This window comes from Pseudomonas sp. B329, from assembly GCF_023127835.1.
Classification (GTDB): domain Bacteria; phylum Pseudomonadota; class Gammaproteobacteria; order Pseudomonadales; family Pseudomonadaceae; genus Aquipseudomonas; species Aquipseudomonas synxantha_A.
Genome location: NZ_SPKP01000013.1, coordinates 1 through 14,567 on the forward strand (window position 1 = coordinate 1; position 14,567 = coordinate 14,567).

Annotated in this window: 10 protein-coding genes and 1 tRNA gene; 2 read left to right on the top strand and 9 right to left on the bottom strand. The window is 59.2% G+C overall.

Annotated elements, in window-relative coordinates; genetic code table 11:
- Positions 1-49: 49 nt before the first annotated feature.
- The 3 genes from E4P00_RS09140 to E4P00_RS09150 all read right to left on the bottom strand — a co-directional run bounded on the left by E4P00_RS09140 (position 50) and on the right by E4P00_RS09150 (position 2,091).
- Positions 50-937: a ParA family protein gene (locus E4P00_RS09140; RefSeq protein ID WP_248131236.1), complete on the bottom strand. Its 888-nt coding sequence runs from the start codon at positions 935-937 to the stop codon at positions 50-52.
- Positions 938-1,058: 121 nt separating this feature from the next.
- Positions 1,059-1,134, bottom strand: a tRNA-Asn gene (locus E4P00_RS09145).
- Between the two features lie 60 nt (positions 1,135-1,194).
- Positions 1,195-2,091, bottom strand: coding sequence for a LysR family transcriptional regulator (locus tag E4P00_RS09150; RefSeq protein WP_032880168.1), 897 nt, complete (start codon positions 2,089-2,091; stop codon positions 1,195-1,197).
- Positions 2,092-2,191: 100 nt separating this feature from the next.
- On the opposite strand from E4P00_RS09150, the gene lldD reads away from it, so the two are divergent.
- Together lldD and E4P00_RS09160 are read left to right on the top strand one after the other, a co-directional pair.
- On the top strand, positions 2,192-3,328 hold the full coding sequence (gene lldD, locus E4P00_RS09155; protein ID WP_032880167.1) for an FMN-dependent L-lactate dehydrogenase LldD: 1,137 nt from the start codon (positions 2,192-2,194) through the stop codon (positions 3,326-3,328).
- A gap of 407 nt (positions 3,329-3,735) precedes the next feature.
- Entirely contained in the window at positions 3,736-4,662 is a 927-nt protein-coding gene (locus tag E4P00_RS09160) for a GGDEF domain-containing protein (protein WP_005789880.1), read from the top strand.
- Positions 4,663-4,683: 21 nt separating this feature from the next.
- Here the strand turns inward: E4P00_RS09160 and E4P00_RS09165 are convergent, their stop codons facing one another.
- The 6 genes from E4P00_RS09165 to E4P00_RS09190 all read right to left on the bottom strand — a co-directional run bounded on the left by E4P00_RS09165 (position 4,684) and on the right by E4P00_RS09190 (position 14,489).
- A complete protein-coding gene (locus tag E4P00_RS09165; protein ID WP_032880165.1) occupies positions 4,684-5,496 on the bottom strand; it encodes an iron-containing redox enzyme family protein in 813 nt (270 codons plus the stop codon).
- A 45-nt stretch (positions 5,497-5,541) separates the two neighbouring features.
- The gene (locus E4P00_RS09170) at positions 5,542-8,004 is read right to left on the bottom strand and encodes an EAL domain-containing protein (RefSeq protein WP_078821907.1); all 2,463 of its coding nucleotides are present in this window, start codon (positions 8,002-8,004) and stop codon (positions 5,542-5,544) included.
- A gap of 71 nt (positions 8,005-8,075) precedes the next feature.
- Entirely contained in the window at positions 8,076-9,878 is a 1,803-nt protein-coding gene (locus tag E4P00_RS09175) for an ABC transporter ATP-binding protein (protein ID WP_005789883.1), read from the bottom strand.
- Entirely contained in the window at positions 9,871-10,506 is a 636-nt protein-coding gene (locus E4P00_RS09180) for a DsbA family protein (RefSeq protein ID WP_078821909.1), read from the bottom strand. The genes E4P00_RS09175 and E4P00_RS09180 overlap by 8 nt, the downstream gene beginning before the upstream one ends.
- A gap of 3 nt (positions 10,507-10,509) precedes the next feature.
- Positions 10,510-11,451, bottom strand: a complete 942-nt coding sequence (locus E4P00_RS09185) for a rhodanese-related sulfurtransferase (protein WP_248131238.1) — start codon at positions 11,449-11,451, stop codon at positions 10,510-10,512.
- Between the two features lie 131 nt (positions 11,452-11,582).
- Complete coding sequence (locus E4P00_RS09190) at positions 11,583-14,489, bottom strand: RHS repeat-associated core domain-containing protein (RefSeq protein WP_248131240.1); 2,907 nt, start codon at positions 14,487-14,489, stop codon at positions 11,583-11,585.
- Positions 14,490-14,567 lie beyond the last annotated feature (78 nt).

Consider the following 14,567-nt stretch of genomic DNA (forward strand, 5'->3'; position numbering starts at 1 on the left):
AGCTAGCGGCGTGAAAACCGAAAAGAATGTCCGAAATCACTGGACCAGTTCATACTGCCTCTCTCCTTGAGACAACCCTTTTCGAGAGCAGCGACAAGGCCTGACTAAGGCGCTCCTCGTTCAGCGCATCAAACTTCGCCCGCCACTCGGGAAACAGCTCTATTGAAAGGTCTTTGATGACCTTGAAAGCCGTTGGAGAGCGGCGGTGAGTCGGAAGCCGATACTCCAGACGATGTGCGGGAACTCCTTCAGTCGCAGCGCGGCGAAAGCTCACCGCTGCAGGGATTGTGGTATGAAGCATTCGCACTTTGGGGTGATCAGAAAAGGTCTCGGCTAGCGTGTGATAAATCAGATTTGCGTCATTAGTAGCATCAAGCTTATTGATCACGATATTGAGCAAGGGTGTCGTAGCGCCCAGCGCTGCCAGAGGCTCCACATCTCTATAAAGCTGGAGCATTCCACGCTGAAACTCCCTCGCAGTCAGCATATCGGGAGTGATAGGAGAAATAGCCATCTGAGCGCCTAGCAACGCCATTTCAAGGACAATGGAGCGTGCACCCTGGGTATCTACAAGGATCAAATCGAAATCTTGAGCGAACGCCTGTATCAAATTCTTGAGGCGAAAGCGCCCATCAGCAGCATGAAGCAACAAACTTCCAAGCTGATTTAACGGATCATTCGAATGGATCAGTGAGAGATTAGGGATGCAGGTCTTGGAAATGACCTGATCGGCACGCGTCTCGTTATTGGCGATCAGTTGGTAGGTCCCGCCCGGCGCCTCATGCGTTAGCGTATAGAACGAGGACAATGACGGCTGGGTATCGAGATCGATGAGCAAGGTACGAAGACCCGCGTCGGCGCAGAACGCGCCTAGATTGGCGCCAACCGTAGTTTTCCCCGGTCCGCCTTTGGTTGAAACGACTGCTGCGACTTTCATTGGCCTTACCTCTGAATCGAAGGATTAGAGATGGCGTCATGCTAAGCGCGCTAAGCGTTTGGTTTGCTGGGTCAAATCCCAAGCAAAAAAAAGCCTGTATCTCTACAGGCTTTTCTCTATCTGGCTCCACGACCTGGACTCGAACCAGGGACCCAATGATTAACAGTCATTTGCTCTACCAACTGAGCTATCGCGGAATGCGCCGTATGTTACTGATTAAAAAGAAGAAGTCAAGCTTTGCGTTACATTCGCTTCAATTACCCGCCATGACCGCTTGAAAACGCCGGTTCCGCCGCCAGATCCAGCCAGGCCCGTGCCGCCGGTGGCAGGTGGGCGCTGGCGCGCCAGGCCAGGGCGATGTGCCAGTCGGTGTGGGGTTCGTCCAGGGGGATCAAGGCGATGCCGGCGTGTTGGTGCTTGTGCGCCAGCATTCGCGGCAGGAAGGCAACGCCCAGGCCGGCGGTGACCAGGTCGACGATAAAGTCGATCTGCCCGCTACGGGCGGTGACTTTCGGGGTCACACCTTTGCGCTCACACGCGCTGAGAATCTTGGCGTTGAGGGCGAAACCGGCTTCGAACAGGATGAACGGCGAGTCCGCCAGGTCGGTGAAGTCGATGCGCTTGCGTCGGGCCAGTGGATGGCTGATGGGCAGTACTGCGATCAGGGGTTCGTTGCGTACCGGTTGGTAGTCAAAGCCTTCGTCCACCGGCAACAGCAGTGCGGCCAGATCGACCTCCCCGGCTTCCAGGCATTCACGCAGTTTTTTACTGCCGTACTCGGTCAGTTCAATGTCGATGTCCGGGTAACGGCTGCGGTACGTGGCGAACATGGCGGCAAACAGCACCCCGCACCCCACCGGCGGCAGGCCAATGCGTAGTACGCCGCGTGTAAGACCGCGCAGGTCGTTGATTTCAGCCATCAGGTCGTTGCGTTCGGCGAGTATCACCAAGGCGCGGCGGTAGGCGATTTCACCGGCGGCGGTCAGCTCGTTCTTGTGGCCGAGGCGGTTGAGCAACGGCGTACCCAGCTCGTCTTCCAACGTCTTGATCGCCTTGCTGACGGTAGACTGGGTCAACGCTACCACCTCGGCCGCCTGGGAGAACCCACCCTGGCGCACCACTTCGACAAACGCACGCAATGTTCGCAGGTTCATCAGTATTCCTTTTGCGACTGGATAGCAGTGATAAAAGTTGTTTTTATCATGTCACAACTTTGCTTATCGTGTAGCACTTTGCCCTGTGGAGACACCGTCGATGATCATCTCGTCCGCTTCCGACTACCGCGCTGCGGCCAAGCGCAAGTTGCCGCGCTTTCTGTTCGACTACATCGACGGCGGCGCCTACGCCGAGCACACGTTGCGCGCCAACAGTTCGGACCTGGCCGAGATCAGCCTGCGCCAACGCATCCTGCGCAATGTCGACAGCCTGAGCCTGAGCACCAACTTGTTCGGCACGGAACTGGCGATGCCGGTCATTCTTAGCCCGGTCGGCCTGACCGGCATGTATGCGCGGCGCGGTGAAGTGCAAGCGGCCAAGGCAGCTGCCAACAAAAACATCCCCTTCTGCCTGTCGACGGTGTCGGTGTGTTCAATTGAGGAAGTGGCCTCGCAGAGCCCGCAGTCGATCTGGTTCCAGCTCTATGTGCTCAAGGATCGCGGCTTTATGCGCAATGCGCTGGAGCGAGCTCAGGCGGCCGGCGTGACCACGCTGGTGTTCACCGTGGATATGCCCACACCCGGCGCACGCTATCGCGATGCGCACTCGGGCATGTCCGGGCCGTACGCGGCGCAGCGGCGCATGTTGCAGGCGGTCACCAAGCCGCAATGGGCATTCGATGTGGGCTTGATGGGCCGCCCCCACGACTTGGGCAATATCTCCAAGTACCTGGGCAAACCCACCCATCTGGAGGACTACATTGGCTGGCTTGCCAACAACTTCGACCCGTCGATCAGTTGGAAAGACCTGGAGTGGATCCGCGAATTCTGGAAAGGCCCGATGATCATCAAGGGCATCCTCGACCCTCAGGATGCCAGGGATGCGGTGAGCTTCGGTGCCGACGGTATCGTGGTGTCCAACCATGGCGGCCGCCAACTCGACGGCGTGCTGTCCACCGCCAAGGCGTTGCCGCCGATTGCCGACGCGGTGGGCGATGACTTGACCGTGCTGGTGGACTCCGGCATTCGTTCCGGGCTCGACGTGGTGCGTATGCTCGCCCTGGGTGCGAAGGCGTGCCTGCTGGGGCGCGCGACCACCTATGCGCTGGCCGCCGAAGGCCAACGTGGGGTAGAGAACGTGCTGGATATCTTCGCCAAGGAAATGCGCGTGGCCATGACGCTGACCGGCGTCACTTCCATCGCGCAGATCGACCGCACGACGCTGGTCCAGCCGTGATGAAGGCGGTGTCATTTATGTGAGGTTTATTTGAGACGTTGTTTGTTCGCGACAAACAACGCGAACCACCGTGACATTAAAGTTGAACGGGTCGGCTGCAACGCCGGCCCATACCAGCCAAATAACTGGCGCCATTAATTAAAAGATAATTTTTGCTTTAATTACAGTCTTTTGATTTATAAGAACTTTTTAAAACAAAACGGCTTTGGCACGAATCTCGCTGTAACACTTCCTAAGCAGGTTAAGTGATGACAAGACGTGCGGCACGTGCCCCGGGGTTATAACTCAATGCAAAGCGGTTTAAACTGCTCCCATGTTTTACGGAACTGAAGGAACAGTAAGACGCCTGGCACTTGCCGCCCTCATCTTGCCTGTAAGACAGCCAAGTGCTTAGAGGCCACCCGCTTATGAAAACACCCACCCAGACCAACGCGATTGACTTCGACACTGCCAAATTGCAGCGCCTGGGATTTGGTCAACCTTCCCTGCGTCCACGCCGCCCCGCAACCCTGAGCGAACTGTGCCAGCAACTGAGCCAACAGTTGCAAACCAGCCTGGAGCCGGAGCGCATCCTCGGCCTGTTCTTTCGCGAAATACAACGCCTGGTGCCGCTGGATGCGTTGCAGTATCGCCATGCCGCCAGCGACCTGCGCCTCGAGTTCGGTCATCGTGGCCACCATTCGGTGAGCTACACCTTGAGCCACGAAGGCGAGCACCTTGGGGAACTGGTGTTTCGCCGCAACCAACGGTTGATCGACGAGGAACTGAGCCAGCTCGAATCCCTGCTGGTGACGTTGCTGTATCCGATGCGTAACGCCCTGCTCTACCGTGCAGCCACCCGCAGCGCCCTGCGCGATTCGCTGACCGAAACCGGTAACCGCGTGGCCATGGATCAGACGCTGCAACGGGAAATCGACATGGCCAGGCGGCATCTGCACCCCTTATCCGTGCTGATGCTGGACATCGACCACTTCAAGAGAATCAATGACACCCATGGTCACGCCGCCGGCGATAGCGTGCTGCGCACCGTGGCGGGGGCGATCAAACACCAGTTGCGTAACGTCGACATGGTATTTCGGTTTGGCGGGGAAGAGTTTCTGATCCTGCTGTCCAACACCGGACGCGATGCAGCGAAGATGGTCGGTGAGCGTTTGCGCCAGGCGGCACAAGCCCAGGACTATTGGGTGGAAGGCACGCGGGTCGAATTGACGGTGAGCCTGGGTTGCTCGACGCTGCTGGCGGCCGAATCGGCTGAAAGCCTGCTGCGTCGGGCAGACAACGCGCTGTACGTGGCCAAGCGCGAAGGCCGCAACCGCTTGGCGATGGCGGGGTAAGTCCCCGCCATCACGTTTACATCACGCCTCGCTGGCAACGCGCACCGGGCGCTCGCGAATGGCTGGCGCCTTCTCTTTGTCTTTCTCTACGTTCTCCAGGCGCATGCAGCTTTCCAGGAACAGGTACATGTAGTCGTAGCTTTTGCATACTGCCTGGCGCAACTCTTCCTGCAGGGCCTTGCCAGGGTTGTTCCCGGCCAGGGTGCAGATGATTTCCAGGGCTTCCCACGGGTGGGCGTCGTCGTACTGGGCGTGCATCTTCAGCCACTTCATCGCCCGCTTGCGATCTTCCTCGGGGAAGGCGTCGGCATACACACCGGTAGAGCAGACCACGGCAGACCACTCCCCTGTCGCACCCTCGATCGCATAGTTGGTGGCGGCAATCGCGACGATCAACGAATCCGCCGAGCTGGTGTGCCAGCACCAATGGCTCAGTGCATGCAATTCCGGCGGCACGTCCTGGGCTTGCAGCTCTTCAAGGCTGACACCATGGGCACGCGCCCAATTCACCCAATAATCAGCATGGTTGAGTTCCACGCGAATGTTGCGCATCAGCCAACGTCGCGCCATATCCTCACCCGGGTGGCGGGCGAACTTGGTCTTGGTCAGGTTTTGCGCCATGTACAAAGCAAACTGTTCCACCACCGGCCAACCACCAATGAGGTAGTGGCGCATGGTCTTGGCGCTGAGGGCGTTGTCGCGCATACGCTGATACAGTTCGTGCTCGACAACCCGACGCTTGCTCTCGCTACAGGCCTGGATCAATTGCTGCGCCCAGGCTGGGTAACTAGAGGCTTCCATAAGCGGCCCGGTTCTGTTGAATGTGTCGATCACTGTAGGGCTCCTTTTTAAGTGTGATTTTACAGACCAGCAAATGTTTCAGCGGAATGTGCCGGGCGCCTTGAACACCAAGGGCTGAGGCCGCACGGGTCGACACTGCAAGCTATCAAAGGTAAACAATTGCGGGCGTTCAATCAGGTAGCCCTGAGCGTAATCCACACCGATCTCAAGCAACGCTTGTTCGATCTGGGGTGTTTCAACAAATTCGGCAATTGTGCGCTTACCCATGACGTGGCCGATGTGGTTGATCACTTCGACCATGGCGCGGTTAATCGGGTCGTCCAGCATATCCTTTACGAAACTTCCATCGATCTTCAGGAAGTCTACAGGTAAATGTTTCAAATATGCGAATGAGGACATTCCGGCGCAAAAGTCGTCGAGTGAGAAATGGCAACCTAACGCTTTGAGTTCATTAATAAATCGAATGGCACTACCCAAATTGGCTATAGCGCTGGTTTCAGTTATTTCAAAACAAATCATTTCTGGTGGAATGCTGTAAGCACCGAATTTCTCACGTAAAAAACCTAGAAAATCGTCATCACCGATAGTTATTCCTGACAGATTAATCGCACACATGGCCATAGGACGGCCCGGACGTTCAGTCATGCATCGAGCAATGATCTTGAATACGTTTTCAACCACCCAACGATCCAGCGACGTCATCAAACCGTATCGTTCGGCTGCCGGGATAAAACTGTCGGGCAAAATGATGCGCCCGGCTTCGTCATGCAGGCGTAGAAGAATTTCGATGTGCCCATTGCCGGCTTCGGTGTGGCCCAACGGCGAGATTTCCTGCGCGTAGAGGCAAAACCGATCCTCCTCAAGGGCAATGTGCAGGCGCTGCACCCAGGCCATTTCGCCAAAGCGCAGCGACAACTCGGAATCATCGGCGTGATAGACCTGTATGCGGTTGCGCCCTTTTTCCTTGGCCATATAGCAGGCCATGTCGGCCGCCCGCAGGGAGGTTTCCAGGGTGGTTGGGGTTTGCGAGATATGCACCAGGCCGATGCTGACGGTGGTCATGAACGGTCGGCCTTTCCACACAAAATGCAGGCTTTGCACCGTATGGCGCAAGCTCTCGGCGATCTTTTCCGCCACCGGCGCCGGGCAGTTCTCCAGCAGAATGCCGAACTCGTCCCCCCCCAGGCGTGCCAACGTATCGCCCTCGCGCAAGTCAGATTGCAACAGCGCGCAGATGTGGCGCAGGAGTTCGTCGCCTGCCGCATGGCCGCAGGTGTCGTTGACCAGCTTGAACTGGTCGAGATCGAGAAACATCAAGGCATGTCGCCCATTTTGCTGGCGTGCCACCTGTTGCAGTACCTGCTCAAGACGGAACTCGAATTCGCGGCGATTGGCCAGGCCAGTCAAGGCGTCATGGGTCGCCTGCCACGAAAGGTTGGCGATGTACTGGCGCTCCTGGGTCATGTCGTGCAGCACCAACACCGCACCGCTGACCTTGCCGGCACTGCGGATCGGCGCGCCCACCAGCGTGACCGAGACGGTGCTGCCGTCCAGGCGCTGGATCAGCTTGGAATGCTCGCTGCCGCCACTGAGTTGGCCCTTGATGATGTGTTCAATCAAGGTAAAGCCGTCGGGCTCGGCGTTTTCATCCAGCAACTTGAATAACGCCGCCAACGGCAAGCCCTGGGCCTGTTCGGACTTCCAGTGGGTCAGCGCTTCGGCCGCGGGGTTCATATAAGCAATGGCGCCGTCGACGTCGGTGGTGATCACCCCGTCACCAATCGACTCCAACGTGATCTGCGCCCGCTCCTTCTCCGCCTGCAGCGCGTCAGCGAAGGCGTGGCGCTGGGCCAGCAACTTGTGGGTACGCAACAGCGCCAGGACGATCAGCCCCAGGGCGGTGGCCAGGTTGGTGATCAACAACAGGCGCAGGATCATTCGCGAACCTTCGCCCAGCGCATCACTGAACGCCTTGGCGGCCGGCGTTACACCCTCGTTGATGGCAATGATGCGCGCTTTCCAGGCGCGCACATCCTGCTCGGTGACCTGATCGGTGCTGATGGCGCTGTGCATCTGCTGGGCCAGTTCATCCAGTTGCTCAAGGTAATCATCGCCCACCGTCCACAGTTCAATGGCTTTTTCCAGGTAGCTGAAATGGCGGAAGTTGAGGTACAGCCAGATCAGGCTGGGGACGTCGTCCGGGTGATTGCCACCCTTGAGGATGCCCAGGCGCGCGGCAGCCAGGTTTGGCGTGGCCCGATCCAGAGCCACACGCAGCTCATGCCCGCCTTGAGGTACGGCAATGGCATGCTGGTATTTGAGATAGGTGGCGTCGTCGCGGCTATCGGCATACAGCGTCAGGTAATAGATGGCATCCTTCTGGCCCTTGGACCACAAGCTTTCGCCAGCCACATAGCCACGCACCGCAGAGAGCACGTAGAGACTGCCACAGCCTAACAATGCCTGGAACAAGACAACGGCAATAAAGGGCCAGACGATACCCAACAACCGTGGCGTTCCGAGAGTCCGCTTTTGCTTCATGAAGTCCCTTACACATGCACAGCTTGATACGCACGCGAAAATCCGCTTCCGATAGCACAGCCTAAGCTAAATCAACGCACTTGTTGCAGGTGTCCGTAAAGTTTGGCGTAGAGCCCGCCGTCGGCGATCAATTGCTGATGATCACCATCCTCGGCGATGTGCCCGCCATCGAACACCAGTACTCGGTCAGCCTGTTTCACCGCGGACAGCCGGTGGGCGATGATCAGTGTAGTACGCCCGCTGAGAAACCGCGCCAATGCCTGGTGCAGGTTGTACTCGGTCGCCGCATCCAGTGCCGAGGTGGCTTCGTCCAGAATCACCACTTTAGGCTCGGCGAGCACCATGCGGGCGATGGCCAGGCGCTGCCGTTGACCACCGGAGAAGCGCACACCCGAGCGCCCCACCACACTGTCCAGGCCCATGGGCAGCGCCCTGACAGTAGCATCCAGCTGGGCGATTTCCAGCGCCTGCCAGCAGGCTTGATCGGAGCGAGTGCGGCCCATGGTCAAATTGGCGCGCACGGTGTCGTTGAACAGCGCCGGGTGTTGCAGGACTACGGCGACGTTTTCACGAATGGTTTCCAGGCCGATCTCCTGCTGGGTGGCCCCCCCAAAACGAATGCTGCCGGCCTGTGGTGTATAGAGCCCCAGCAGCAACTGCACCAGGGTACTTTTGCCGCCGCCGCTGGCGCCGACAATCGCCACCTTCTCCCCCGGCGCGATCGCCAGGTTCAATTGGTCGAGCACCAGGTCCTCACCGTAGCCAAACTCCAGACCACGCACCTCGATACCGACAGTCTCATGCCCGGTAAACGGATCGGCACCACCGGCGTACTGCGGCTCATCGGCGCGTGCCAACAGCTCGTTGATCCGCGTCAGCGCGCCGCCCGCGGCGTAGTAGGCGTATTGCAGGTTCAGCAGTTGTTCCACCGGGCCGATCATGAACCACAGGTAGCTGAACACGGCGAGCATCTGGCCGATGGACAGGTCGGAGAACAGCACCGTAAGCATGGCTGCCGCACGGAAAATGTCGATACCGAACTGGAACAGCAACCCACTGGCGCGGCTGGAAGCATCGGTTTTCCATTGGGAATGAATCGCATAGTCGCGCACTTCCTGGGCACGCTGGCCCAGGCGCCCGAGGAAAAAGCCCTGCCGATTGCCGGCGCGCACTTCCTGGATGGCATCGAGGGTTTCGGTCAGTGCCTGGGTAAAGCGCGAGGTGCTGTCGTTCTCCAACTTCTTCAGATGCTTGACGCGCTTGCCCAATTGCACGGTGGCGTAGATCACCAGCGGGTTGAACAACAGGATCAATAGCGCCAGCTGCCAATGCATCCACACCAGGATTGCCGACGTGCCGACCAGGGTGAGCATCGCCACCAGGAAACGGCTGAGGGTTTCGCCGACGAATTTGTCCAGGGTGTCCAGGTCGGTGACCAGGTGGGTAGTGACCGTCCCGCTACCCAAGCTTTCGTACTCACCCAGGGAGATCCGCTTGAGGCGTTCGATCAGGCGCACGCGGATGCGATAGACGATGTCCTTGGCCAGACGCGCAAACAGCCGCGCCTGCACCACGTTGAACACCAACGCACCACAGCGCAGGGCCAGCGTTACCAATAGCATCAGGCCGATGTAGCCGGCGGCTTTCTGCCACCCCAGGGGCAACGCGTGGTTCATCACCTTGAGCGCGGCATCGCCGTGGCCCAGCAGCACTTCGTCCACCAGCAATGGCAACAGCAGGGGGATCGGCACACTGCACAGCGTCGCCAGCACGGCCACGCCATTGGCGATCCACAGGGCTTTCTTGTGACGCAGCGCCAGACGGCGAATCTCTGCCCAGGTCAGGCGGTCAGTGCGTTGAGGTTGCTCATACACAGGCAGCTCGCTCCAGCCATCGACCCAATAACGGCGACAGCTCGGACAGCGGCTGGTAACCATTGGTCAGCAAGGCCAACTGGCCATTGCGCTCTGCGAGCAACGTCGGGAAACCGGCGATCCCCAGATCCTGCACCCAGGTGAAATCGGCGGCCGTGGCGGCATGCTGCTCGGCGCGGTCGAACTCGCCTGCAAACTCGATACGCGGAATACCGGCCTGCTCGGCCAGGTCCACCAGCACATGGGCGAGGGTCACGTCCTGTCCCTCGACATAGAACGCGCGCTGGATCAGCCCCAGCAGCTTCCAGGCGCAATCCGGCGCCAGGCTGCGCGCGGTGACGATGGCACGGCAGGCAGGCTCGGTGTCGTAGACAAACCCGTCAGGCAATGCGCCCTCACGCTTGAATGGCTGGCCGGTGGCCTCGGTCACCGCTTGCCAGTGCTCAAGAATGTAGCGCCGGGTGGTCGGCTCCAGCGCTGCACCGCTACCGGTACGCAAGCCGCCCACCACCAGGTGCACGTCCACGCCGGCCGCCTGGGCCTGCTCTACCAGCGCCTGCGCGACCGGGGCGAAGCCCCAGCACCAGGAACACATCGGATCCATTACATAGAGCAGGCGCGCAGACATGGCTCAGGCCTCGGAAGGAGTTTGCTTGTAGTTGAAACCAATCGGGTGCGGCATATTGCGGGTCTTGGCCAGCTCGATCTGCTTCTGCCGGTCGATCGCGCTGCGACGGGTCTTCTCCGGCAGCTTATCCCAGCAATGGGGGCAACTGATGCCAGCCACATAATGCTCAGAGGCGCGATCTTCTACGCTCACTGGTGTGCGGCAGGCATGACATTGATCGTAGTCGCCTTCGCTCAAGTCGTGGCGCACGGTCACGCGATTGTCGAACACAAAGCAGTCGCCCTGCCATTTGGTTTCCTCCTGGGGCACCTCTTCGAGGTACTTCAGGATCCCGCCCTTGAGGTGATAAACCTCATCAAAGCCTTCGCTGAGCATATAGCTCGACGCCTTCTCGCAGCGAATGCCGCCGGTGCAGAACATGGCGACTTTCTTGTGCTTGGCCGGGTCGAAGTTGGCTTTGATATAGTCGGGAAATTCGCGAAAACTGGTGGTCTTTGGGTCGATTGCGCCCTCAAAGGTACCGATTGACACCTCATAATCGTTACGGGTGTCGATCAACAGCACTTCAGGATCGCTGATCAGTGCGTTCCAGTCTTGCGGGTTGACGTAGGTGCCGACTTTTTTGTTCGGGTCAACACCTTCGACGCCCAGGGTCACGATCTCTTTCTTGAGTTTGACCTTGGTTCGGTAGAACGGCTGGTCGTCGCAGTAGGATTCCTTGTGGTCGATGTCGACCATGCGCGGGTCTTTTTTCAGCCAGGCCATCAGGCCATCGATACCTTCGCGGCTGCCGGAAACGGTGCCGTTGATGCCTTCTTCGGCGATCAGCAAGGTGCCTTTGATGCCGTTGTCGACCATCGCCTGCAGCAGTGGCTCGCGCAGGGCGACGTAATCTTCGAGGGTGACGAACTTATACAGTGCCGCCACAACAATCGGTTGAGTCATGGGTGTTCTCTCCAGGTGGCTACCCTCGTAAGGGGTGAACCGGATGCAAAAAGGCGTCGGTCAGGCGACGCGGCGCGCATTCTAACAAAAGTGCGGCGCCATCGCATCGGCACGCAGCCTCTGATATGTCCTCAGCGATGTGGGTTACGTACCCCTTCCACTCGGTACCGCTGGCCGCCGAGATGGCTGAACATCAAACGATAGGCACCGCGTCCACGAGCAGCGGCGTAGCCGTGCAAATCAGCGGACCATAGTTGGTCTCTGTGAGCATGCCAATGAACCGCGCCAAAACGCCCTTCACGCAAGTGGCTGAGGGTAAGGGCAATACTGCGGCGCTCGCGGCCCGATAGTTGGGTATCTACAAGCCTCGCGGTATCGAACTCCATCTGCGGGGTAGCGGCTCTCGCTGCCGCCGGCGCCACCAACGGCACCTGCGCCTGTGCTTGCCGACCACCGCGTGCGCGACTTGAACCAGCCACCGGTGTCGTCACCCCAACCTCGAACGCGCTTGGCCCCGCCTGCTGACCGCTCGCGGCAGCGGACTCACGTGCTGGACTTCGCAGCACTATCACGCCATAGCCCATGCGTTTCAACTCCGGCATAGGGTTACGATTCCCCCCCAGTACGCGTTCGAGGTCTTCCGCCTCGTCCACAGGCCCCACGTAGCCACGGAGGGTCCCCTGACGCCGATGGACCATAAGGGTAATGCCTTTTTCAGCATGACGGCGCGCGTAGGCAAAATTCACCAGCCGCTCCGTTTCTTCGTGACTCAGCCCCGCATCCTCCGCCGCAGCAATCGCCGTCTCCGAAACGGCCCTGGCGAAATTTTCTTCCTGTTGTTGCGCTGCGCTGGCCAGGGCCTGCGGCTGCATGCTTTGATAGGTAATGAAGCGGGCGGTACCAACCAGCAGGCCTCCCACCAGCCCCCCCACGGCAGCCCCCACCCTCGCATCACCCAGCAACGCTCCCGCCCCCAGGCCCAGCAAGGCCAGAACCAGGATGAGTATGATCTCGTCCTGTATCTGAGGATTTTCCATGTCGGTAGGCTGCAACCCCATTGAATCAACGAACGTGACCGGGTTGTTGAACGCCATGAGATAAGGATTCAGCTGCGTCCCTTCCCCAACGGGGTCGGGGCTTATCCAGCGCTGCAACCATGGGGCGTAATAGCGGAAACCGTAGTAATACAAACCGCTGCCGTCACGCTCCTTGCCTGAATATCGACGGGTTTTGTAACTGCCCTCCACCGCGTTGCGCGATGCCCACCACGCTGTCCCCCCATACGGGAAATAACTCTCCTGACTCAATAACTCGGCCTCTTCGCCCAACTCCAACCCATGGCTCGACTGCTGATCGGTCAGGCAGAAACGCAGGGCTTCATCGTCAGCCCCCTCATCAAGTCCCAGCTCCCATTGCAAGACCTCCACCGCGCAGCGCGCTACGTCAAGGCGCAACACATTCAATCGACGCAATGGCCACTGGCGAATTTCCAGGCCTGGCAGGTAATAGACACGCGCCGTTTGTCGACTGCCGGCAACCTGCTGGTGAGTGAGCTTGAGCACACGCTGGCCGTCGCCTGCATACACATAAGCTTCCTCATCCGAGTCAGCTCCGTCGCGCACAACTGACGTGACCCTGGACAACTGATTACGCACATTCCACGCCATCGCTACACCACGCCCCAGCCGTTGCTGATTGCCATTGGCGTCAAAACCCTGCGCCAACGCGCCAACCGGATGCTCGCTAGACAACGCGCGGTTACTGCCACTGGCGACCTGCATGTCGCGCGTGTAACCGACGCCACTGGACGGCACATGCCGCAACCGGGTCAGGTTGCCCCCCTCGTCATAAGCATAATGCTGGGTGTAGTTGCGACATAAACCGGCATCGATCGAACCGAACGAAATACGCGCAGGCAGTGCTGGGGTGATGGCGGCGACGGTACTTTCCCGGCCTGTCGCCTGGGTCAGTTGGTACAGCGAGTCGTATTGATAGCAATAGGCGGCATTCACTTGCGTGTTGTGGCTCCATTGGGCCGGTTGCGCCTGATCCCGCAGCTTCGAAACATTTCCCACGGGATCATAGTCGTAGCGCAAATCCTGTAATGGCGCCGCCGGCTCATTCTGGCGGTACGCCATCAACCGGTTCATACGGCCATCCTCGGGCCGATAGGCGGCCAGACTGCTCACGCCATTGCCCAACCGGGCCGTCTCCACCTGACCGGCGGCATTATAGACGTAGCGATCTATCACGGTTTTGCGTGCGCCACTTTTCAAGGCGAGGTGAATATGTTTCGTCTGTCCGTCCAACCCATAGGCAAACTGCCGACCATTACCCTTGGCGTCGACCTGTTCCAACGTGCCGCCGAGGGCATCAAATATCCAGCGTGTGGTGTAACGCTCGCCGTCCAACTGCGCGTCCTGATCGGCCTGAGCAAGCGGCCAGTCAACATCGCCCGGCGCCTCGCGAAATCGCCGCGTCTGCCGAAGCACTTGCCCGCTCATCCCATACGCTTCGAACACTTGGGTGCCAGCCGGGTCGGCATGGCACACCAGACGGCCACCGCGGTTAAGCGCGCGGTGCTCAGACGTTGGGGCGGCATATACCAGGCGTTCGACACACCGGGGTCGCTCTTCGTCGGCAGCCTGTTCGAACACCGCCACCGGACGTTGCAAGTCATCGTAGTCGTGGCGCTGATAGGCCCCCCTACCATCCCAGACCTGCAACAGTTGCCCGGATGGCGCTGCCAGCATCAGCCGCATGCCGGCGTCCACATCGTGGTTGCGGATCAGCGTCCCGGACAGGCTGTACACCGACACCTGATTCGCCTCGATCAATGGTTCACGTGATTTAAGGGTATGCAGGCGAGAGTCCCACTGCTCAAGCATCAGGCCGCTGGCCCCATAGACTTGACGCCTGACACGGGCCGTCGGCGCAGCCTGGGGGGTAGCGCGCAGATAAGCGACACTGCGGACCGTCAACCCACGGGGGTCGAATGCTACAAGCGAGGGCGTATTTCGATGAAGTGAAGCAGACATGATCACATGGCCTGAGTTGCACAATGGTCAGAAAAGCCTAGGGCTCATGTCTTGCACAGAGGTGGTATCGGTGTATAG